Raw genomic sequence first — 22504 nt, 5'->3', positions numbered from 1 at the left:
TTAATATCCGCTATTCTGTGGACGCAGGTTGGGATTTATACTTAACTCATTTTGAGGCAGTGGGAATAAAACATCTGTCGAATTCCATCCTGCTTTTGACACAGAGAGAACACTATTAATTTCTCCCGAGCGTTTGAGATCAAAAAAACGATGTCCGTATTCTGTAAATAATTCCCATCTCCTTTCGCGTAAAACAGCATTAATAATTTCCTGCCCGGAGACAGCCTCTGTGGCGGCCAGCCCCGCGCGCTTTCTTATAACATTTAAATCTTCTTTAGCACCTATGAGATCTCCCTGATGTGCCCTTGCTTCTGCTCTTATTAGATATTGTTCAGCTAGGCGAAATATCACCGAGTACTCAACTGAGGAAGCTGTATAATCAAACTCCTTATATTTATAGGGATGATACCACGTAGTAGTACCGTCACTAATAGATGCAGTCCAATTAGTTTTTCGCAAGTCATCTGTTTCAAATGATGTGATCAGATTATTACTTATAGCCACAAGGGGCGGAGGGCTTGAAAAAAATATAAAAATACCTGCTTCATCTGTGTTTTTTCCGGAAGCTGATGGCTGAAACTGCCAAAGTGTTTCCTTGGAACCTTTTATAAATACAATGGCTGGATTATCTTCAATAGCATAGAGATTTACAGCATTTAATACCGCTGATGCAGCGTTTGCTGCTTCTGCCCATGACTCGTTATACAGATATACCCTTGCCAATAATGCTTTGGCCGTAAATTGGTTGGGCCGTATTCTTTCTGCATTTTTATAGTCCGGTGCAAGCAGGGCTATCGCTGATTCCAAATCCACAATAACTTTGGCATAAACCTCTTTGACCTTAATCTTCTCAGCTGCGTTATTGATCTTATGGTTCGTCGAAGTAATATAAGGAATGTCTCCATAGAGATTTGTTAGATAAAAATGCGCCAAAGACCTTATAAACAGAGCTTCACCTTTTAACTGCCCTTTTTCAACTGCAGTTAATTCATTACTTAACTCCACTCCTTCCATAACTGCATTAGCTGCATAAATCTGATTATAACTGATATTCCAATAATCTGTGATAGTTGAATTTGCAGGCAAAAGTGTATTTGTGTAAAACGGAAGCGTCGGATCTCCAGGGCTTGCAAAGCAGGTTAACTCATCAGCATAACTGCCCAGCTGATTAGAAACTCCTGAAGCAGTACCGGAAAGTAAGCCCTGATCCCTCATTTTAGAATAAATATCCGACAGTGCAGCGTTTGCTGTTGAATAGTTATCAAATACTGAAACTGTTGTTAATTGTGATTTTGGCAGATCAACTTCTACAAAAGAATCACATGAGCTCAGACACACTATTGTTATTGCTTGAAAAAGCAATAATTGGTGTATAGAAATAATTTTAAACGAGATTGTTTTCATGACAGATAATTAAAAAGTGAGTTGAATTCCAGCAGTAATGATTTTCAGGGGAGGCAGGTAACCTGAGGCTATAAATTCAGGATCGCCATCCTTATATTTTGTAAAAGTGAGCAGGTTCTGCCCCTGCAGGATTAGCTGGCACTGTGTACTTTTCGTACCTAAAGGCAGGTCATAGGAAAAAGCTATATTCTTTAGGCGAATAAAAGACGCATCAGTAATAGAACCCGTGCTCTGGTTATAGAGATAGTCAGCAGTGACAGCATCTTCATTGTAGCCGCTGGTATAAATTTGCTGTGCTGCATTATCACCGGACTTTATCCAGCTGTCCGCAGCCCTTGCCGGCTGATTGGACATCTGTCCGGCAAAACCATTATAATAGCCGCGATTCTCCTGTTTTGCAAATTGAAAAAGGAAATCAAGCTTCCATCGTTTATAGGAGAGCTGATTTTGCAGTCCGCCAAAGTACTGCGGGTTGAAATCAACTACACTTTGTTTGTCCTCGGGAAACGATATGGCGCCATCCTTATTAATATCCTCGAAAAGATAAACACCTGTCTGGCTGTCAATACCGGTATATTTATAATTTAGCTCAATATTTAAGGGTTCTCCAATACGATATTTCTCATTGTAAGGAGATGCGGAAAGTCCCGGAAAACTAATAAGTTTATTTCGGGCTAAAGTAAGATTAAGGCTGGTCGTCCATTTAAAGTTCTGAGTATTGAAATTTTGAGTCCGGACAGTGAATTCAAATCCTGTGTTTTGCACAACAGCATCTAAATTGGCCTGCATGGACTGGAATCCAGTAGTTCCTGCCAAAGGTATGCCCACTAGCTGATTGGATGAACGATTCTGATACCAGGCGGCGGTTAGAAATATTTTATCCTGCAGGAAGCCCATTTCCAAAGCAGCTTCAATTTTTTTATTTGTTTCCCATCCAAAGTCAGGATTATAAAGTCGTGAAGGCTGTAATCCCACATTGGAATCATAATTAAGCCCCGAAGAGGTATAGGTATCGAGAAACTGGTAATCACCAATCTGGTCATTTCCCGTTGTTCCATAACTGCCGCGCAGTTTGCCGAAACTCATCCATGAAATATCTTTCAAAAATCTTTCTTTGGTAAAAATCCATGCCACTCCCACGGCACCGAAATTGGCAAACTGGTTACCCGGACCAAACCTGCTTGAGCCATCGCGCCTTCCCGTCAGATTTACAATATAACGGTCCTGCCAATTATAGTTGATCCTTCCAAAGAAGGCCTGATATTTATACAGTACATCATCACTGTATAAAACCCGCACAGTACTTGCAGATGCAAGGTCATAGATGAGATCATTTGATGTGAAACCGTTTCCGAATTGATAAAGCCGATCCGTTATCTGGCTCTGGAAAGTTCCTCCGGCAAGAATATTGACTTTACCAAAAGTCATTTCTTTTTCCCAACTTATCTGAGGCTCCACTATCCAGGACTGTCGGTCTGTATTATTTAAGTAAATACCGGAAAAGGCACTTGTCAGCTGATAAGCAGGATTATAGATGGTAGAAGGCGAAGTTCGGGTTTCTTCGTGCCTTAAATCTGTAAAACCGAAATTGCTTTTCAGAACTAAATTATCCAGTAAATCATAAGACAAAACGGCGCTGGTAACAAGATCATTTGTTTTGGATCTGAACTTTGCATCCCTGTAACGAAGCGGGTTCTGCCAAGTTCCATTTTCCCAGTTTAAATTTCCGGCCTCATCATACAGCGCAGGAGCATTTGGCGCGAGATACCTTGAGCTTGCAGTAAGATCATATGCAGGCTGATCATTGTCCTGAATATTGTATCCTGCTGAAAAAGTGAGTTTGAACCTATTATCTTCAGAGCGGTGACTCATGCTGAACTGTGTCCCTCCTTTCTTGTACATATATTGGCCGGGAAAGACAGTAGACTCTGTGTGATAACTACTGCTTAATAAAAACTGCGTTTTATCAGACCCGCCCGAGAGCGTTGCCTGCAAATCCGTTATTTGGGCAGTACCACCCAAAAATTCTTTCTGCCAGTCTGTTTCACGATTCTGGTCCCATGTCCCGTTAATATCATAGTCCCAAGGATTATACTGGGTCAGATCATCATTGACAAAAGCCTGTCTCCTCATAGCAAGATACTGCTCGGTACCCATCAGTTTCATAAATTTAGTAACTGTTCCGGCCCCTGTTGTAGCTTTAACACTCACAACAGTTTTTCCGCCTTTTCCTTTCTTAGTAGTGATAAGCACCACCCCATTGGCGCCTCTTGACCCATAAATCGAGGTGGCATCAGCATCTTTAAGTATCTCGATACTTTCAATTGTATCGGGATTTATACTGTTGAGTGGACTTGTAACGGTAGGAAATGTGGAGGCTGTTTGATTATAGCCGATTGGATCCGAGGCGTATGGAACACCATCTATAATGTATAAGGGATTATTACCATCACTTCGAATACTGTTCTGTCCACGAATTTTAATATCAAATCCTCCACCGGGTACTCCTGTAGTTTGTGTAATGCTTACTCCTGCCATCCGCCCCTGCATGGTAGCGAATACATTCGTCACAGGTTGGTTTTCAATATCCTTGGCTGTAATACGGGCAATACTTCCGGTACGCTCGCTTTCCTTAACAGAATAATATCCGGCATTTACCCTCACTTCCTGTAAGGTAGTTGTGTCATATAACAATTGAATATCCACTACCCTTCTTCCTTTTACAGGTATAACAGCTGTTTTAAAGCCGATGAATGAAACAATTAACGTATCCTGCGGAGATACAGAAAGAACAAACTGTCCGCTGTAATCAGAAATAGCTGCAGCATTCGATTTGCCTTTAACAGCAATGGTTACGCCAGGCAAAGGATTACTGCCATCTGTTATAGTACCTTGAATTTGATTTTGTTGAGTAAATGTGTTTTTGTGCCGGACTAAATTTTTGGATTGTAAAGATGAAAAAGACAACAATACCGCCATAAAAATTAGGCAATAAAGATTTTTCCCATCCTTGTAATATGAAAAATTATTCATAATATTGGATTGGTTAGTTAAACAATAATTTGATTAGCTACGGTCCTCTATACTAGTTTGGTCGCTGTGGTAGAGGGCCATTTTTTATGCATTAAGTAAACGGCTTAATGATCATAAGGGAATTAATTTGTTTAGTTCACATAACATTGATTAAAGGTTCAACACTTGCAATGCGAACTTTAAAATAAAGGAAGATTTTACTTTGAATGTTATCTGAGTTATTATAAAAAAGGCGCGAACTCAGCTTATTGTTTCAGAGGCATTGGCATACCCAACCACAAATAAGTGAGCCCACGCCCGTAAAGGTCGTGAGCATCTTACTTATCATCTCGTGGTTTTAAAAACGCCAATTTTCTGAAACGAGATTCAAAGCGAATGCTTCAATATTTTGTTTTGAAGAATCGCAAAGATATTAATTCATTTTCAATTGAATTGTTACAAATATATGCAAAAAATTATTTATGGTGATATATCACCATAAATAATTTTAATAAAAGTCAAATATTGTTCCTTCAAATTATAGTATTATGGCTAAGGAAGAACTTTTGAAGGCATATAAGAAAGCCTTTGGCGAAAACTTAAAAAAAATTAGAGCGGAAAAAATAAAAACTTTAAGTGGAGTTGATAGTACAACAAAATTTGATTCAAGCAATTATCATAAATATGAAATTGGAACAGGTAATCCAACTCTCGAAACAATCGTAAGTATCGCAACAGGTCTCGGAATCCATCCTAAGGAATTACTTGATTTTGATTTTGACTTAAAAAAAATTGATATTCATAAATAAGATGCTTTGTGCATCTTTTTTTTGTCTTCTGGAAACTAAAAACAGGTATTAATACGGTATTCCTATATAAATTAAAAAGCTAATTTCCATTTGAGAAAGAACATTATGGAAAACCATAAGTGAATACAAAAGCACTTTTGTTTGTTTGGAAAGTAATTAACAGGCTATAGCCTAAAAAAAATTAGATTTATTGTTGTCAGGCAATTCAAATCAAAGAAATCGAAAATGATAGATAAAACAATAAATTCAGGACCGGATGCTCATAATGGATTTGCATTACAGAGAAATACTGCTATCTATTTACTTTTAGATAATTACATTAATAGGTTCCAAGATAAAAACTATTTTATATGTCTCGAACATCACGACGATTTTTTGTTTTGCTTTTTAAATGAAGAGGGAGAAGTTAGTTTAATCGAAGCATATCAATCTAAGAAGAAATCGCCTAGTATTTGGCGCGCTAATCCTGAGTTATTTGAAATTTTAAACAAACTTTTAAAAACTGGTGAAAAGTTAATTTTGGATAAAATGTTGAAATCTGACAATTATAAACATATTCTGTATTTCTCCACCAATCAAACTATTGAGATAAAGAAAAAATATCCAAAAAAAGAGAATAAAAAAGATATAGTTGTATCTATAAAAAATGATAATCCCAATATCCAATTTGGAAATTTACATAATGATCTACAAGCACATTTTAGAGCCAACATCACTGAAACAAGTCTACATGATCAATTGGAAAAATTGAATTTTTTATGGATCCCTTTTACAACTACTGCAAAAGAACAAGAAAATCAACTAGAAGGGAAAATTAGTGAAGTTTTTGGTAACAAAATATTTGATAAAAGAGCTGCAATAGATTCACTTATTAGTCTTTTTAGAAAAATTGAGGTAATCTATAATCATGGGAATCAAGTCCAATTGTTAGATAAAACCAAAAGAGTTGAAAGTCATAAAATAGAAAATGCTTTAAAAATTTTAACAACGAAAGCAAAATGTTTTGATTATTGGCATTTAAGAAAATATGAAATATCTTCAAAATTACGAATCAAACCAGTTGAAAAAGAAAATTTTGAATTAGCGTTTGATAGTGCGTTTGATTTATTTAAAAGCATTCAAGAGGCTGAACATCAAAAAATATTGCGTTTCACAAAAGAACAAATTAAAAGTCTCACAACTTATTCAGAAGAAGAAAATGTAATTGAATTGTTTGATTTATTTCAAAGCAATTACACTACACATTTCAATGATTTACAAATTAAAGCAATCCTATTTGCTGCACTTTTTGAAGTATTAAATATTAAAGAAATTAATAATGAAGACTCAACTATTCTATAAAAGCTTCTTTATCTACTGTGAAAGAAACAACACCAGTTTCTTTACAAAATTTGATAAAGGCATAAACATTATTCATGGAAAAAACACTTCTGGAAAAAGTACAGTATTACAAGCTATACAATACACATTTGGAATAAATGATGAAAAACACAAATTATTTGAAATTTTAGATGAAGGTGTGATTTTTAGACTTGACTTTATTATGAGAAGAGAAAGTAACGAAAATATCAGTATTATTCGAGATAACGATTTTATCTATATCAAAAGAGAAAACCGTCCATTAATTAAATATTCTGGTATTGGAGCAAATAACTCTAGGGAACATATATTGCTTAAAGAATATTTAAGCGAATTATTTGGATTTACATTAAATTTAGAATCAGCTGGCGAATATAAATTAGCCTCGTTAGAAGCAATGTTTTTGCCTTACTATGTATCACAAGATTATGGATGGGTTTTAGCTTTAAAATCTTTTAGAGGATTAGATTTTTTTAAAAATTTTAAAACTGACTATTATGACTATTATCTTGGTATAACGAACGAATTTGATAGGTTAAAAAAACAGGAATTAGAGAGGGATAAAAAAAATTTCGAAGCCAAAATAAAGTTTCTAACGGATACAGAGCAACATGATGATGAATTTAAACTTTCTAAGTTAAAAGACGAATTGTTTATCTCAAAATCTCTCGAATATATTGAGTACTATAAAAAAAATAAAGATGAACTTATTCAAATAGAAAAAGAGTACTTAACCAAATGTAATAAATTAACATTCATTGAAGAAAGATTAAAAATTCTTAGAATAGTTAAAAAAGCTTTAAAAGCAGAAAATCCAATAGAAAATGATTGTCCTACTTGCCAGCAAAATTTGCCCAGTTCCATAGAAAATATTTATGAATATTACCAAGATTTCAACAATACTGAATCAGAAATCACTAAATTAAAAAATGAACTGAAAGATATAAAAGGGAATATAAATAGTTTGGAAACAGCGATGTCAACACAAAAAGAAATTGTCGCTAACGATTATGCGCTACTACATAAATACAAAATCGCCGATTTAACTTTCACTTCTTGGCTAGATAACAAAACAAAAGTTCAATTATCAAATAATATCTTATTTCAAATTGGAGAAACTACTATAGAATTAAATAAAAAAAACATAGAATTAAAAGCATTTAAAACAGATGATGAGCTAAAAAAAGAGCGTAATAGTAGGGATTATATTTTCAAAGAATATTTCAAAGATTACTTGAATGAGTTAAAAGTGAAACCTTTTGACAATGAGTTATATCTCCTTTTATATCAAATGAAGATATTCCCAAAACAAGGAGTTGAATTACTAAAAACTTTACTCTCATATTACTTTGCTTTCAATAAAGTAATTGAGCAAACAAGTTATGTTCACGTATTCCCCTTTATGATGGATGCAATTTTTAAAGAGGATATTGATGAAGATAATAGAAAATTAATACTTGAATTTATCTTCAAAAACAAACCAAGTAATAATCAGATAATATTATCTTTTGCAGAATCTAAGAAAAATACAAAAACTGCATCTGAATATAACGAAGAGATAATGAATGGGAAAGCCAAATTAATTCTAACTAATTTAACAGATGAAAGATCTTTATTAAATTCAATAAATGACGAACAAAAGGAGTATTTAAAAGAGACACTATACTTAATAGAGTAATAACGAAAATTCTTTTGAATAATCAAGTTTGGAAAGTTAAAAATAACAAACATAATTAGATATGAAGAAAAAATTACTTAAATTAATATTTCTTACAGCTGTTTTACTATCGTCTTCAAAAACGTTTCCTCAAGAGGGTAACATTTCCAAAATTAAATCAAATATACAGTCTAAAAAAAGTGATACGATAAAAATTGATCTAAAAGAGAAAACTATAATACCAATTAAAGTAAAAGAAGATGCCACACTAATAATGGTAAAAGAAACATTAGAACCTGATTATTGGAAATATATAATTCCTGTTTTCACATTGTTTCTAGGTATTTTTGCTAATAGGGTTATTGATTTTTTTACAAATAGAAAAAAAATTAAGCGAACAGGCAGGCGCTGGATTGCCGAGCTAATTAGTCTCGAGGAAAATCTTAAATCTCAAAAAGCAGCTCTTGAAAATTTTAATGCATCTTTTACAGATAATAGTTTTGAAATTCCAGATTTAAAAATATATGAAGCATTAGATGGGAAAAATTTTGACTCCATGGATAAAGCTGAATTATTACAATATGTTGAATTTAAGTATGGAAATTGGAAGCCGAATATAATTATTAGCGAAGAAGAAGCAAACAAAAATTATAAAGAATATGTATTAACTACAAATAGAGTTGCCAGTTATACAGAAGTTTTAAAATTTAATTTTGACCTGATAAAAGAAAAGTACAACAGCTATTTAAATGGCATAAGTGTAAACACTACTATACTTAATAAACTGCTACAAGATTTTCGTGACCAACTTTCACAATATCATATTGAAATTGAACAAGAACCAGGATTCAATTTCGATACAGATCCACGGTTGAAACCTCTTAATGAAATTTTTAAAAGAGAATTTATTGATAAAAAATTGAAGGGTGAAAGTATTAATCCTTTTCTACTTCCAGAAAACTTATGCAAGCCTGTTCTTTTAATATTGGCTGTCACTCGTGATGATTTAAGAACAAATTCTCTTCGATTGTCGTGCAATGCAATTTTAAACACAGTCGAAGCTTTTAAAGCGGAACAATCTTACATCAAAACGAATTTTAGTAAATTAATCGACCGATATCAAAAATTCCGAGATGAACTTCCGGAAACTATTAGTTTGTTAACTTCAGTAAAAACTGATAGCTAGACGATGTTAAATTATCATTTGCAATAATACTACTGCGGAAAACCTTAATAGAAAGCCTTAAGGTTCTGTAGTATCGAATCGAAAATGCTTTTTTTATTGGGATATAAATTATAGCCCCAGTAATTTCATAATTTAACTAAAAGGAATATTAAGAAATAATAACATATGAGCCATTTTAAAACCTTTACATTAAGCCCAACGAGGCCAAAGATTACATTTAAATGTCAGCATTCTTTCAGTGGTGTAAAAATCTTAAAAATTGATATCCCATTTTTATCTGATAAGCCACCACACTTATGGTTAGGGTGGATAAATGGAGTTTATTTAAATTTCACATCTATATCCACAAATGGGTCAGTAGATAGCTTTGCTCAACCATTAACCCTAATTAACAATCAAATCCATCCAACTTTTGTTGTTAATTTTTTCTTTCCAACGCAAAACGAAAATAACATGCAATCGCTACCACCTTTTTGCAATCAATTTGAAGTTTTGCTAGTTGCACCTTACAATACTAAAGACTTTGAAGTCACCGTAGTTTATGAAGAAATGCCAGGAGTTATAATAATTTGATAATTATTATAAATTCTAACAAATAATCTTAAAAGAAAACTTCATATAAGCTTCAAAAAATAAAAAATGAGAATAGAATTACAACCTTCACAACTCAGAGCTATCAAAAGTTATGTTCAAAGTTCCTCGGAAATCTTATCAATTGAGGAAAAAATAGAAGAAATTGAGGTTTCAACACAGGGATTTACCTTCCAATTAAACGGAATCCTGAGGGCTAACTTACAATTGGTAAAAAATTCAAAAACTTTGGTAGAATGCCTTGACACTTGTTTTGCTGGGAATAGGACTGATAAAGATTTGTTAGTGTATAGGGTCTGTAATTATCGTGAGATGCTAAAAACTCTTAGAGACGATAAATATATAGACTACGGTTATATGTCTACATCTAAAAATATTGGTGATACACAAAAATTCTACCAGAATCCGTCCTTTGAATATGAGCCAGCGTTCTTAACTATCACCATTCCCAAAGGATCTGAAGTACTTGACGTAGACAAAATTAAAGATTTTGACAATAATACTTATGAAGGTGAAATTCTATTTAAGCGTAAATCGCTATTTACTGTAAAGATAAATACTGAGTTTCCTACTGCTACTCTAGGTGAAATTATTGAAAGAGAAACTATATTAAAATTTAATTTTCTTAGAGTTATAGAATTAAATTTTGATCGATATCTAGAATAAAATAATCCTCTTAATACATTTTTAATTAACAGAGCTAAATATAATTTTTTCAAAAAACTGAAAAAAGAATATAAGAAGATTAACTATTGCAAGATGCCGAACTTACCTAAAAGAAAGATAAAAAAATAAAAGATTAATTCTATAATAACTAAAGACAAAAAATGAATATAATAGAATTAAAACCCGTGGGTAAAATCATCTTGAATGATAAGACACCTGATAGAAATCCAAGATTTGAACATTATCTGATTCCTTACTACCAAAGAGGCTACCGGTGGGACAGAGAACATGTTTCTGCTTTGCTTGATGATATACATAATTTCATGCTTACGGATGAAAAAAAGTATTGCTTGCAGCCGATTGTTGTAGTTCCTGCAAAGGATGAGCATGTTATGAATATATGGGAAGTAATTGATGGACAGCAGCGTCTAATAACAATGAATATAATATTTAATTATCTAAAGCGTCCCAGATATGCTATAATTTTTGAAAAAAGAGCAAAAAGCACTATCTTTTTAGATATGCTATCGCCTGAAACTTATAATCATGACAGTCCTGATTTTCACTTTATGAGCCAGGCTTATAGTATTGTAAAAGAATGGTTTGAAGAAAAAACAAAAAATGATGTAGGTTATATAGATGACTTTAATTCGACCTTAACGAAAAGAGTCGAAATTATTTGGTATCAAATAGAAGAGCTAAAGGAAATTGAGAATATAGATGAAGTTGAAAGTAAAAAAATTGATATTTTCAATCGTTTAAATATAGGTAAAATCCCCTTAACTGACGCTGAGCTTATCAGAGCGTTATTACTTTCTAAAATCAAACACGGCCTAACTGAACGCGAAGCAATATTGAGACAAGCTGAAATTTCAAATGAATGGCACAGAATTGAAATGGAACTTCGAAATGAAGAATTTTGGTATTTTCTCAATAGTAATTATTTAGAAGAAACCTCCTCCACTATAGAGTTTATTTTTAGGCTAATTGCCAAAAATAATGCAAAAAAATATTCAACTTATTTATGGTTTGAAAAGGAAATTAGATCCGAAGATTTGGAGGATGAAAAAAATAATGCCATTAGATTATGGAACCAAACCAAAGAATATTTCGGAAAATTAAAGTTTTGGTTTGAAAATGATTATTTATATCATCATTTAGGATTTCTTTTAGCAATAGACGATAATCCAATAAAAGAAATTCGTCATATAATCGATAATTCAAAGTGTAGTAAAACAGACTTTAAGGAATGGGCGTTAGATGAAGTCCGGATGAAACTTTCTGATATTGATTTAAACAAGCTATCCTATGAAAATGGGACTGGTGAATTGAAGAAAATTTTTTTATTACATAATATAGTTGCATCCTCTACACTGAAAACAGCTCAAAAAAACAGATTCCCTTTTGATTTATATAAGAAAGTTGAACGTGATGGAGGGTGGAGTATAGAACACATACACGCACAAGAATCAAAAGAAATGAAAGATCCAAAAGCTATCAGAAAATGGCTTGAAGACACATATGAAGTAATTAAGGATATTAAAACTATAGATGTGGAATCACAAGAAAATGACGAGCAAATATCCGAATCGTTTTTGATAAATGAAGAATATATAACTAGAATTTTGAATTTGTTAAACCAAGATAAGATCGATGAAAAGTTATTTAATGAACTAAAAAACGATCTTATTCAAGTCTTTGATTCTGAATCGGTACACGTCTTAGATAATTTATCGTTATTATCAATAAAGCATAACTCCTCATTGAACAATGCAATATTTCCTGTCAAAAGAAACAAAATCCTACAATTAGAAAAGGAAGGTAAATATATACCTATCACAACAAAAAATATTTTTTTAAAGTATTATACTGACTCTGATTTACAACCATTTTATTGGAGTAAGGCTGATAAAAAAAATTACTACAAAGACATTGAAGATAAACTCGAGCCTTATTTAAATTCACAAATCAAATCATCATGAACAGTAAATATACCTTTTGGGAATTATGTAACTTTTATGACAAAATTGAAATCCCGATAATTCAGAGAGACTATGCGCAAGGGAGAAATACGGAGGACGTACTAAAGCTAAGAAATAAATTTGTAGATGATTATTTGATACAATCAATTTTAGAAGATGAAAAGATAGAACTGGATTTTGTTTACGGCTCAATTTTAACGGAAGTATTAGAGGATGAAAAGAAAAAAATATTTATACCGTTAGATGGCCAGCAAAGATTGACTACACTATTTTTGCTTCATTTTTTTGTTGCAGTAAAAGAAGGGCGCTTAAACGAAGTACAAGATGTTTTAAAAAAGTTCACCTATGAAACAAGGCCTTCGGCTCATGATTTCTGTAGAATCCTTTTAGACTTTAGCAATTTTAAGGATTTATCTGAAATAAAATCTGAAATTGAAGATTCTGTTTGGTTTAATGAAGAATGGAAAAATGATCCTACTGTATCGGGTATGCTCAATATGTTGGATACTTTAGCAAATAATGTAAAGCTAATAAATGCCCCCATAGGAATACTTGATAAACTAATTGGTAAAAAAAGTAACCTCGTATCATTTTATTTCACAGATTTAGACCAATTTGGCTTGACTGAGAATCTTTATATTAGAATGAATGCAAGAGGTAAAATGCTTACTGAATTCGAGAATTTCAAATCCGAATTTACAAAAATCATACGCTATAACCACAAACTATTAGAGATTGTAAAAGATAAAATAGAATACAAGTGGGTAGACAATCTATGGGATTATAGAAGTGCAAATTCATATATAATTGATAGCCCATTTATGGCATATTTGAGTTTTTTAACTGAAATGCTGTATTATAAGAACGCAGAATTTAGGGCAAAATCTTATGAGAGCAATTTTTTAGATTTTAGAGTACTTAGTGAAGTATACTCGATAGAATATAATCTTGAATTTTTAATATTTTCATTTGATTTTATAGAAGAAACAAAGAGCTATAATAACTCTATAATGTGGGAAGAAGAATCTATACATGGCATTTTAAAAGATATTCTAAACAATAAGCGTGATACAAATCAATCTATTATTTTTTTCCTAACTCTCATATATTCCTTTAACGAACAACCTAAAGTAAATTTAAGTGATTTTATTCGAGTGGTCAGAAATTTAGTAGAAAATACGCCTGATAATTCGAGACGTGAATGGCCAAGATTAATATCATCTTTAGAAAATCTTATTTCTGATAAAAATGTTTACACGACATTACAAGAATTAAAGGATGACAATAAATTAATAGGTTTAAATGTAGACCAGAGAAAAGAAGAAATTTTTAAAGCCATTTTAATAAACAAATTTACTGAATCCAAAGCATTAATTCATGAAATAGAAGATCACAAAAATTTCAAAGGAAATATTACAAATATTTTATTAACCCCATTTATTGATTCTGAAGTTCAATTTAATGGTGTGGAACTAGATATCAACCAATATGAGGCTAAACACTTAGGGATGTTAAAAGAAATATACAAAGGCTATAAAAAAATCTCTGAAAAAGATTTTAATATTATTTGGGGAAATCTTTTGATCACTACCCTATATTCACAAACCTATGAATCCCGATTGGTTTATTCTGGTCTTTTTAAAAAGCATCCGGCAGTTCTTATATTTGCTAAAAAATTTAGCATGTCTAAACTGGGATTAACTGAATATATAATAAAGATTCAAAAAAAATACGTTATAGAATTGACAGGTAAATATGAAGACTTTTCAAAAATAAGATTCGTTACAGATCAATTATATCTTTATTATATAATTAGCGAAAGAGTTTATAATCTATCATACAGCCAGTTTTTCAAGAATCATAATTTCAATTTTGGTTGGCTTAAAAAAGAAACAGGATATAGATCGTTATTTACAGATGGAATAGAAAATTGTAAATATTTCCCCTCTGTTAGTCCAATTTTTCAAGTTTATAACCACCAGTTTAGATTTAATTTAGGATTAAATCTAAATAATACTTTGGATATTGAAATAATTGGCAGGAATAAGAAAAAAACACCATTTGATCTAATTATTAAATGGGCAAAAGATGAATAAAAAATTGGAGGCTGTTTTATTTTTTTTGCAACTTTTCTAAATAGCATTAATCTAAAAAATCCCGTTAGCTAGAACTAACGGGATTTAATTCTGAAAGTATTTCTTATTTTTTCGATTCTTCAATTGAAACTTTTCTAAACTCTTTCAAAAGTTTTTCAATTTCCAAAGTTGATTTACGGGCTCTTGCGCCTGCTGCTTTAACACCTTTTTCAATTAAAGATTCAGATTCTGTTTTAAATGTTTCGATTTCGGCGTTTATTTTTGCTACTAAATCTTTCATGATTATTTATTTAAGTTAAGTGAGCAAAAATATAATTTTACTTACCATAGACCCTAATTTTCCAAGAAAAAATAAAAGCTATTACTGAATCGACCGGATCGCAATTTTTTCCCGAGTTGCTTGTTAAAAATATATTTTACTCCGATATCTTATTAAGCTCGTTAATAAAATAAGACGTTGGGCATCCCGCTTTTGCAAAAAATGCCTGTGCAAATCTTTGCGTGCTGCTAAAACCAGCCTCCTCTGCCAATGCCCTGTTGGAATACTTCCTCACTTTAGGATCCTCTTTCAATAAGGAGATTACATAATCTATCTTCAGATCCGCTATGTAGTTTGTGAATTTTTTTCCCCTGAAATGATAAATAATCTTTGACAAATATTTAGGGTTGGATTTGAATACTGCGGCAAGTTTTATTGAAGTCAGATCTTTTTCAAGAAATTTTTGATTTCTTTCAAATTTCTCAAGCTGCTTTAGTATAAGTGCAACCGTATCTTTATGGATATCATCAATTCCGTTATGCCCATTTTTTACTTCCAGCTTCGGGGCAGAACCGTTTTGCTTCATTGCCTCTTCAAAATTCTGTCTGTAAATATTCTTATTTCTGATATGCCTGTAGGCCATGAACAAAACAATTAAAAATAATAGTACAGTTATACCCGTAAAAATAAGGTCATTATGCTTCCTTCTATTAAAAGAGTCCTGAATCTCTTTCTTCTCTTTTACCAGTATATTGGTATCATATACTTTACGTACCCTATTTGAAAGATATCTAAAATTGTTATCCAGTACACTGTCTGCTTTAAGCAACTTTTCAATATAAAAAAGCTGTTTGGACAGGTCCTTTTTAGACTTATAATATTTTATTATCAGTTCGTAATTCTCCCTGAGGTCCGGGCGTATGTATTGCTTATCATCAAAAATCCGGTCAACTTTCATAAAATAGGACAATGCCATTTCGGGTTTTCCAAGCGCCCAATAACTTTTACCAATGTAAAAGTATCCAACAGAGATATTTCCAAAATCCTTGTTTTTATATATGGATGGAAGTGACTGATTGATTTTTTGGATCGCTGTACCATAATTATTTTTAAAATACTGATTGATTCCCTCTGAATGAATAAAGTAATCTCTCATATCATTATTTTCCAGTCTTCTCCCCTCCTCATGACCCTTCCCGTTTATTTCAGAACATAGACCATAATTGCCAATTTTATTATAGCACAAGCCAAGCAAATGCAATGAATTAAGGTACGCCCTTTCATTTTTGCCTTTAAAAAAATCCCTGCACTCACTAAAAAGAGAAATTGCCTCGTCATAAAATCCAAGATAGTATTTTATATTTCCGATGTTGTACTTAACCTTATATGTTAGGTATTTGTCGGCGGTTTTAGAAATATAATTATCTGCTATCAGATAATTATCAAGAGCATATTTATGCTTTTTCTGACCGTAGTAAACAATTCCTTTGGAAAGGTAAGCAGAGCCAATCAGTGCATTGTCTTTCGACCGCCTGGCAGCAAAAATCATACTGTCAGCATATATGAGTTTTAATTTATCGGTCGCGTAGTGCAGATAATTTTTATAGCCATTTACGATTTCATCGGCATTTCCCTCCTTATTTGCCTTAGTGAGAAAGTACCTTAGATAATAAGCTTGTTTTGATTTATCCTCAGCTTCGGCTTCAATGCGTTCAAAAAGATAATCATAACTTTTTGACTGCAACGTATCGAGAATTTCAGGATGTAAATCACGGCCATAAAATTGAACTCCAAAACAAAGAAAAACTAATAAGAGATACTTTTTGATCATAAGCTTAATTAAATTTAGGGCACTAATTAAACACAAAATACAGTTTTACAGGAAAAAAACGCAATTCGATAAGGATAATGTAACGAATGCGAAAAAAGAGCCTCAAATATAACGTAATATATTGATAGTCAAGATATTTAATACAAAAAATCATGTGTGGATTTGCGGAAAATCCATATCCCAATTACCGGAAATCCACACATAATGTTTTGCGGGGCTGGATTTCTGCCTATAGATTTGTCATGAATTCAAAAGCAAAAAATATTGGGCAAGGTGCCCGATTAAAGTTCTGCTAACCCGGGTGAAATGAACTGACTGCGAAAAAGCAGTCTTTACATTTAACAAATTTATCATGAAAAATCTTTTATCATTAGTGATCATCACATCACTCCTAGCTTCCTGTACAAGTGAGAATATTGAGAGTACTGAAAATTTAGAAAATAGCACTGCTAAAGATGAATCCTATAAAGCAGGAAAAATGCTTACCGGACTCAATCCCGAAAACACGGCTAACCCTTATGATATAGCGGGCAAAATACACAATGACATCCTGGACGCCTACTTGACAGGATACCATACCTGCAGCACAATTGCACAAGTCAGCCAGAAAGTCGATTCTATTTCAGCTTTGAATAATGATCTGTTTAGTTTAGAAACAAGCTCCCCTATAATCCATAGTGACATACAGGAGATTATTGATAATCCCCAAATAGAATTAGAGCAGGCAATTGCAAATTCACCTATGACAAGTACTGCAAAGGACTGCCTTTCCAGTTTTATGGCCTCGATGCTTTTATGGCAGGTCAATGATTATAGCGTTATTCATCAGTCCATCATTTCATTTGAGGCTTCTGTTATGTCCAATTCCCAGTTTAGCAATGAGGAAAAAAGGATTATTCTGACCACCTCATCCATTACAAGATATGCCATATACTATACCCGGGAACGCAAGGATAAAGATTGGGAAACATCAGTTGGAAATCGCGTTGGAGCTGTGCAGGGTGCTGTTGCCAATTCCTTTGCCGCAGTTAAGAGATCAACTGTAGCCGGAATTATGATTCAAAATCTACAAACGCCGTAGCCATGTATATAACGGAGTTGGCTGAAAAAAAACTGCAGTACGCATACTGTGTTTTTTTGATCCTTTTCAATCTTATCTGCCTTTATTTCATCATAGATCTTTTAGTCTATGATGAAATATCAGGCCATCTGACAGAGGGAGGCATACAAAGTGATTCTTCCCGCAAATTAGCGTTTCTGTTTTTTGTAAATGGTATGTCAAATTTATTTTTTGTCTGCGTCATACTCATGTCCAGATTATTTAAAAATTAAACAGCCAATACATACAAGAAACAAACTCTTTTCCTTCCTATACATACAAATTAAAAATCATAAAGCATCTATTTTGGCATCACGGAAATCAAAATATAACCCTTCAGGCATTCAGGTCTATATCTTTAAAACATTCAACTCGAGAATTGCTTTTAAGGAATTACTTATAATGGACCGGTTTACAGTCCTAATTATAAACTCAGGGGCCGTCTGCATACAAATTAACAACAGAAAAATCCATTTATTTATAAATGAGGTGATCGTCATACCTAAGAGGTCGAACTGTGAAATTTTGATAATGAGCCATCAATTGCAGATCTGCCTACTTTCCTTTACCTCAGAGTTCGCTTTGGAGAACAGCATAAGATGGCCGCATGTTGGATATTTTGAATATTTCATTTCACAATATGTTTCCAAAATTTTTCTTAAGAACAAAGATATAATGCCTCTAATCGATTTACTTAAATTGGTTCGCAGCAAGGTGAGAAGCTCAAACAAACATATCTATAAAAGGGAAACATTACTTTTAAGTTTTAATCTTTTCCTATACGAACTTGCCAGAGCTTATTATATATCATCCTGGTACAATCATGTAAAACATTCCAGTACTGAAAAATTGGTAGTTCATTTTTTCCGGCTATTAGAACTCAATTGCAGAAAACAGCACAGTGTAAAATTCTATGCAGATTCTCTGCATGTTTCTGCCGGCCACCTTACCAAAATTGTAAAACAAGTTACCGAGATAACTGCAAAACAATGTATAGAAAATGCAATAATCCTGGAAGCCAAAATATTGCTTCAAAATAATGATTTAACCATTTTATACATTTCTGAAGAACTTCAATTTGCCAATACCTCCTTTTTCAGTACTTTTTTTAAAAGACATACTTCAATGTCGCCCTCTGAATATCGTATAAGATTAAATGTTCGTTAAAGTTGCACAAAAAATTAACCGTTAAAAATGCTTTGAAGAAATTGATTTAAGGACACCTGAATTCAGAAATAGAGCTGTATTTACTAAAAAATTAAAGACATGACTCAAACCTATCTTTTAGAGTGGCTGGATTCGGTTGTTACTTTACATCTAAACCCGAAAAAAAATGATGTTAATCAATTGACATCCCTTCAGTGCAAAGCAATAATTAATAAAGCTATAGAGCAAACACAATTAATCCAGACCCAGCTTACCATTCAGGTTTTTTCGCTTAACAGAGAAAAGCATATTAAAGTGCTTGTGAAAAATTACCATTCAGCCCTAATTAACCTATGGGAGCAACTTATCGCCATAAATGCCACCATGCATCTACAGCGGGATGATGTAAAGGAAGTTGTCACTGCATTGCTGTCATCACTTGATGAATTACTGACTTTTATAGAGTCCAGATTTAACCGCTTTTTGAGTTTAGATTCGAGAATTCCTGCATCTTACCTGACTACATCCAATAAAAAGCAGAAGCAAAGGCTTGACAAACTCAGAAACAGTCTGTTTTTTGAAACTCAGGAAAAGGTATTGGTCGATATTGTCTTTAACACACTTTATTGTTTTGCCAGTCCAAAAAAGAAAAAGAAAATTACTTTTCGGGAAATCCTTTACCAAAAACTACTCGTAAAGGAATTAGAATCTTTAACGCACAGTTACAGTAAAGATGCCGCTAATATGAGCCTCAAAGAATTATTGATTTATATGAATTTTAACAGCAAGATTTTTATCAACTATTTCACGCAGACCATTTCAAATAAAATTGATGCTTTTGAACAAATGCACGATAGAATGGAATCCCTGCTTTTTTACTTCAAAGAATTCAATCAAATCAGTACTATTGAAGGCGTGGCTTTGTATCCCAATTGTCAAAGTCTAAAGAAAATACTGCGAGACTGGTTTGAACAGGAAATAATCTTTCAAGAAAAAAAACAGCAGCTCAGTACCTCAACATCCTCTACCTCTACAGCTCATAAACAGCCTGCACCCACTATAGCAGAAAACAAAAGTGAGAAGGTTCTCTGCCGATTGTCAACAGATCAAACAGCGCTGATTCTAAGGGCATCGGGTGAGCTGGACATCTTAATTTCAAAATCAATGAATCAGCTATTCAAGACAATCGTTCCCTATTTATCGACCCCTAATAAGGATTTCCTCTCCTATGATTCGATGCGAAGCAAAGCTTATGTGGCAGAGGACCGGGATAAGGAAATAGCAATAGAGACACTTGAAAAAATGATTAAAAAAATAAAAGAATATTAAATTGATCTTATTATAATTCTAATCAATTTTCAAAACATTTTACCCAATTAAAAATCAGCCTCCCCCAGGGAGGCTTCTATTTTTTTTAAAATTTTTTCATTTTTTTTCTCCCGGTTTTACAGAGAGTCCAGCGGAGTCCAGCAGGGGTACAACAAAAAGCTGGACTTGTAGCACCTTTTTGACTATCGTTCCTTTGCCCTGTAATGATGAACATCCGTATTGAAAAATTAATCAGAAAGGATGATGAGAACTAATGTCGAACGATAAAATGAAGAGCGTATGTTTACAAACATTTCATGGAACAATTACATAGTTGTGATTGTTCTTTTAACAGCGGGCTGGTACCTATTTGTTGGAGTACGATTTTACTTTAATGACCTTAAAGAAATCGCTGCAGGTAAAAGAAAACTAAAATTTCACGGATTCCAGAAAGATAATTATCAGGAGTTCGAATCCCAATTAAATACACCGTATTTACCAAAAACTATGGCAACAGATTCTTCTTCAGAAGAATTTGATACCACATTTACACAGGTCGATGCCTTAATTGATCACTTGAAAACTGTTATTGCCGATGCGGCCAAAACAAAACTTGTCAAACAGGAATTTGCCTATAGGCTAAAATCCGTCCTTCAGCAGTATCCCTTAATTAGAGATTCCTCTTTTAGTTCCTCAATAAGTGAACTGATAGTCCAAGAATGTAACAAATTCGGATATTCCATCGTAACCCAACCAGAAGCTGAAGCTTTATGGGGTTAGGAAATTCAAAAATATTACGGAGGAAATCCCCTGTCCATTCCTGTGCGGTATGGCTTATGTGACAATGGAAATGGAATTGTGACAGCGGCAGCTCCTCCGTTTTTTATCTGATTATTTGAACTTTAAAATAATGCGTTATGAAAAAATGGAGCTGGAATTTTAGAAAATCAACGAAACAAAAAATTATTATTGTTACCCTGCACTTTCTGCTGTTATTTATCAACTATCACAGTTATGCCCAAGACGGACTTGCCGGGATCAATGAGGCTAATGAGAAAGTCAGAAGCTATTTCGATGCGGGAACCGAACTTATGTATGCCGTTGGGGCAATTCTGGGTTTAATCGGCGCGGTAAAAGTATATCAAAAATGGAACGCCGGCGATCCTGATACCGGAAAAGTGGCTGCCGCGTGGTTTGGCAGCTGCGTGTTTCTGGTTGTTGTAGCAACCGTTATCCAATCTTTCTTTGGAATTTAAAATGGGCAATCATGGAAAACATTCTCAAAGAAAAGTTGTGGGAGTACATCATTCATAACAATCCTGAGCTGATGTACAAATTGCAGGAACAATATAGCGTTACGGAATATCTTGACCAGAAAGTAAAAAGCGTCCTTGCCCTGGCAGACGAGATGGCCTCCGAGTACACCCCTAGGGAGATCATTGAAGAAATATGCCTTAATGTACTTACTGCCGAGCTAAAGCCCTCCCGATTTACATACCTGCGCTCGCTGCTCTTTGAAGAATTTGAGGACACCTACGTGGATTTTACCCGTTCGGGGACTCTCACTTATGAAGTATTGAACCTTATGGGCGCCTGCAGTGAATTATTTGAAACAAATGGTTTTACAGCAGGAAGTCTAACAGATCCCAACTTCAAAAATATGCTGATCCCAAAAATAACGGGCTATCTAAACAGGCTTCAGAAAAGCGACAGCTTATCGAAATCAGGATATAGCTCAAATAATTTTAAAAGCAAAAATGATGTCAAACAGCGTATACCAAATCAACAAAGGGATTAATCAAAGTATAGAATTCAAAGGGTTAAAAGCGCAATACATCTGGTATTTAGGCGGCGGCATTATACTGCTGATGATTCTTTTTGCCGCAATGTACATAGCGGGGCTGCCCTCCTTTCTCTGTATCGCTGTCATTGGAATTTCAGGTACGCTATGGGTGCTTAAGATATATAAGATGAGTCACAAATACGGCGAGTACGGACTCATGAAAACTTTGGCAAAACGGCAGATTCCCAGTGCAGTGAGAACACAAAGCAGGAGAATATTTCAAATGCAGAAAAACATTTGATAGTACAATAAACTG

General features: G+C 33.4%; 19 protein-coding genes. 15 read left to right on the top strand and 4 right to left on the bottom strand.

What is annotated here, in order from left to right; translation table 11 throughout:
* Nucleotides 1-1338, bottom strand: a complete 1338-nt coding sequence (locus tag ABEB31_RS12110) for a RagB/SusD family nutrient uptake outer membrane protein (RefSeq protein WP_347051884.1) — start codon at nucleotides 1336-1338, stop codon at nucleotides 1-3.
* Nucleotides 1339-1413: 75 nt separating this feature from the next.
* Nucleotides 1414-4437 carry a SusC/RagA family TonB-linked outer membrane protein gene (locus tag ABEB31_RS12105; RefSeq protein WP_347051883.1) on the bottom strand — a complete coding sequence of 1008 codons (3024 nt, stop codon included), beginning with the start codon at nucleotides 4435-4437 and terminating at the stop codon, nucleotides 1414-1416.
* Nucleotides 4438-4964: 527 nt separating this feature from the next.
* On the opposite strand from ABEB31_RS12105, the gene ABEB31_RS12100 reads away from it, so the two are divergent.
* The 8 genes from ABEB31_RS12100 (at nucleotide 4965) to ABEB31_RS12065 (ending at nucleotide 14762) form a co-directional block, all read left to right on the top strand.
* Nucleotides 4965-5225, top strand: a complete 261-nt coding sequence (locus ABEB31_RS12100; RefSeq protein ID WP_133525793.1) for a helix-turn-helix domain-containing protein — start codon at nucleotides 4965-4967, stop codon at nucleotides 5223-5225.
* Nucleotides 5226-5450: 225 nt separating this feature from the next.
* Nucleotides 5451-6566: a hypothetical protein gene (locus ABEB31_RS12095; RefSeq protein WP_347051882.1), complete on the top strand. Its 1116-nt coding sequence runs from the start codon at nucleotides 5451-5453 to the stop codon at nucleotides 6564-6566.
* Nucleotides 6544-8262, top strand: a complete 1719-nt coding sequence (locus ABEB31_RS12090) for a hypothetical protein (protein ID WP_347051881.1) — start codon at nucleotides 6544-6546, stop codon at nucleotides 8260-8262. Before ABEB31_RS12095 ends, ABEB31_RS12090 begins: the two co-directional genes overlap by 23 nt.
* A gap of 61 nt (nucleotides 8263-8323) precedes the next feature.
* Entirely contained in the window at nucleotides 8324-9427 is a 1104-nt protein-coding gene (locus ABEB31_RS12085) for a hypothetical protein (protein WP_347051880.1), read from the top strand.
* Nucleotides 9428-9592: 165 nt separating this feature from the next.
* On the top strand, nucleotides 9593-10000 hold the full coding sequence (locus ABEB31_RS12080) for a hypothetical protein (RefSeq protein ID WP_347051879.1): 408 nt from the start codon (nucleotides 9593-9595) through the stop codon (nucleotides 9998-10000).
* Nucleotides 10001-10066: 66 nt separating this feature from the next.
* Nucleotides 10067-10684 carry an ADP-ribosyltransferase gene (locus ABEB31_RS12075; RefSeq protein ID WP_347051878.1) on the top strand — a complete coding sequence of 206 codons (618 nt, stop codon included), beginning with the start codon at nucleotides 10067-10069 and terminating at the stop codon, nucleotides 10682-10684.
* A 161-nt stretch (nucleotides 10685-10845) separates the two neighbouring features.
* Complete coding sequence (locus tag ABEB31_RS12070) at nucleotides 10846-12666, top strand: DUF262 domain-containing protein (RefSeq protein WP_347051877.1); 1821 nt, start codon at nucleotides 10846-10848, stop codon at nucleotides 12664-12666.
* Nucleotides 12663-14762, top strand: a complete 2100-nt coding sequence (locus ABEB31_RS12065; RefSeq protein ID WP_347051876.1) for a DUF262 domain-containing protein — start codon at nucleotides 12663-12665, stop codon at nucleotides 14760-14762. Before ABEB31_RS12070 ends, ABEB31_RS12065 begins: the two co-directional genes overlap by 4 nt.
* A 103-nt stretch (nucleotides 14763-14865) precedes the next feature.
* Here ABEB31_RS12065 and ABEB31_RS12060 read toward each other — a convergent pair whose 3' ends face one another.
* Nucleotides 14866-15042 carry a histone H1 gene (locus tag ABEB31_RS12060; RefSeq protein WP_133525787.1) on the bottom strand — a complete coding sequence of 59 codons (177 nt, stop codon included), beginning with the start codon at nucleotides 15040-15042 and terminating at the stop codon, nucleotides 14866-14868.
* 136 nt (nucleotides 15043-15178) lie between these two features.
* Nucleotides 15179-16852: an AraC family transcriptional regulator gene (locus ABEB31_RS12055; protein WP_347051875.1), complete on the bottom strand. Its 1674-nt coding sequence runs from the start codon at nucleotides 16850-16852 to the stop codon at nucleotides 15179-15181.
* A gap of 352 nt (nucleotides 16853-17204) precedes the next feature.
* Here ABEB31_RS12055 and ABEB31_RS12050 point away from each other — a divergent pair, with 352 nt between their 5' ends.
* The 7 genes from ABEB31_RS12050 to ABEB31_RS12020 all read left to right on the top strand — a co-directional run bounded on the left by ABEB31_RS12050 (nucleotide 17205) and on the right by ABEB31_RS12020 (nucleotide 22489).
* Nucleotides 17205-17933 carry a hypothetical protein gene (locus ABEB31_RS12050; protein WP_347051874.1) on the top strand — a complete coding sequence of 243 codons (729 nt, stop codon included), beginning with the start codon at nucleotides 17205-17207 and terminating at the stop codon, nucleotides 17931-17933.
* A 549-nt stretch (nucleotides 17934-18482) separates the two neighbouring features.
* Entirely contained in the window at nucleotides 18483-19118 is a 636-nt protein-coding gene (locus ABEB31_RS12045; RefSeq protein ID WP_347051873.1) for a helix-turn-helix domain-containing protein, read from the top strand.
* A 99-nt stretch (nucleotides 19119-19217) separates the two neighbouring features.
* A complete protein-coding gene (locus tag ABEB31_RS12040) occupies nucleotides 19218-20426 on the top strand; it encodes a hypothetical protein (protein WP_347051872.1) in 1209 nt (402 codons plus the stop codon).
* A gap of 279 nt (nucleotides 20427-20705) precedes the next feature.
* On the top strand, nucleotides 20706-21185 hold the full coding sequence (locus ABEB31_RS12035; protein WP_347051871.1) for a hypothetical protein: 480 nt from the start codon (nucleotides 20706-20708) through the stop codon (nucleotides 21183-21185).
* Nucleotides 21186-21322: 137 nt separating this feature from the next.
* Entirely contained in the window at nucleotides 21323-21661 is a 339-nt protein-coding gene (locus ABEB31_RS12030) for a DUF4134 domain-containing protein (protein ID WP_347051870.1), read from the top strand.
* Nucleotides 21662-21672: 11 nt separating this feature from the next.
* The gene (locus ABEB31_RS12025) at nucleotides 21673-22203 is read left to right on the top strand and encodes a hypothetical protein (protein WP_347051869.1); all 531 of its coding nucleotides are present in this window, start codon (nucleotides 21673-21675) and stop codon (nucleotides 22201-22203) included.
* Nucleotides 22163-22489, top strand: coding sequence for a DUF4133 domain-containing protein (locus tag ABEB31_RS12020; RefSeq protein ID WP_347051868.1), 327 nt, complete (start codon nucleotides 22163-22165; stop codon nucleotides 22487-22489). Before ABEB31_RS12025 ends, ABEB31_RS12020 begins: the two co-directional genes overlap by 41 nt.
* Nucleotides 22490-22504: the final 15 nt, after the last annotated feature.

The organism is Flavobacterium olei (assembly GCF_039749035.1).
In the GTDB taxonomy this organism is placed as follows: Bacteria; Bacteroidota; Bacteroidia; order Flavobacteriales; family Flavobacteriaceae; genus Flavobacterium; species Flavobacterium olei.
Note: the sequence above shows the minus strand (reverse complement) of the source record. Positions and strands in the feature narration are given on the sequence as shown.

Coding starts and splice junctions, on each gene's coding strand:
- ABEB31_RS12025 (WP_347051869.1), top strand. CDS start 21,673: ATGGAAAACATTCTCAAAGAAAAGTTGTGGGAGTACATCATTCATAAC.
- ABEB31_RS12030 (WP_347051870.1), top strand. CDS start 21,323: ATGAAAAAATGGAGCTGGAATTTTAGAAAATCAACGAAACAAAAAATT.
- ABEB31_RS12095 (WP_347051882.1), top strand. CDS start 5,451: ATGATAGATAAAACAATAAATTCAGGACCGGATGCTCATAATGGATTT.
- ABEB31_RS12060 (WP_133525787.1), bottom strand. CDS start 15,042: ATGAAAGATTTAGTAGCAAAAATAAACGCCGAAATCGAAACATTTAAA.
- ABEB31_RS12020 (WP_347051868.1), top strand. CDS start 22,163: ATGATGTCAAACAGCGTATACCAAATCAACAAAGGGATTAATCAAAGT.
- ABEB31_RS12035 (WP_347051871.1), top strand. CDS start 20,706: ATGTTTACAAACATTTCATGGAACAATTACATAGTTGTGATTGTTCTT.
- ABEB31_RS12085 (WP_347051880.1), top strand. CDS start 8,324: ATGAAGAAAAAATTACTTAAATTAATATTTCTTACAGCTGTTTTACTA.
- ABEB31_RS12045 (WP_347051873.1), top strand. CDS start 18,483: ATGAGCCATCAATTGCAGATCTGCCTACTTTCCTTTACCTCAGAGTTC.
- ABEB31_RS12075 (WP_347051878.1), top strand. CDS start 10,067: ATGAGAATAGAATTACAACCTTCACAACTCAGAGCTATCAAAAGTTAT.
- ABEB31_RS12050 (WP_347051874.1), top strand. CDS start 17,205: ATGAAAAATCTTTTATCATTAGTGATCATCACATCACTCCTAGCTTCC.
- ABEB31_RS12055 (WP_347051875.1), bottom strand. CDS start 16,852: ATGATCAAAAAGTATCTCTTATTAGTTTTTCTTTGTTTTGGAGTTCAA.
- ABEB31_RS12105 (WP_347051883.1), bottom strand. CDS start 4,437: ATGAATAATTTTTCATATTACAAGGATGGGAAAAATCTTTATTGCCTA.
- ABEB31_RS12080 (WP_347051879.1), top strand. CDS start 9,593: ATGAGCCATTTTAAAACCTTTACATTAAGCCCAACGAGGCCAAAGATT.
- ABEB31_RS12070 (WP_347051877.1), top strand. CDS start 10,846: ATGAATATAATAGAATTAAAACCCGTGGGTAAAATCATCTTGAATGAT.
- ABEB31_RS12090 (WP_347051881.1), top strand. CDS start 6,544: ATGAAGACTCAACTATTCTATAAAAGCTTCTTTATCTACTGTGAAAGA.
- ABEB31_RS12040 (WP_347051872.1), top strand. CDS start 19,218: ATGACTCAAACCTATCTTTTAGAGTGGCTGGATTCGGTTGTTACTTTA.
- ABEB31_RS12100 (WP_133525793.1), top strand. CDS start 4,965: ATGGCTAAGGAAGAACTTTTGAAGGCATATAAGAAAGCCTTTGGCGAA.
- ABEB31_RS12065 (WP_347051876.1), top strand. CDS start 12,663: ATGAACAGTAAATATACCTTTTGGGAATTATGTAACTTTTATGACAAA.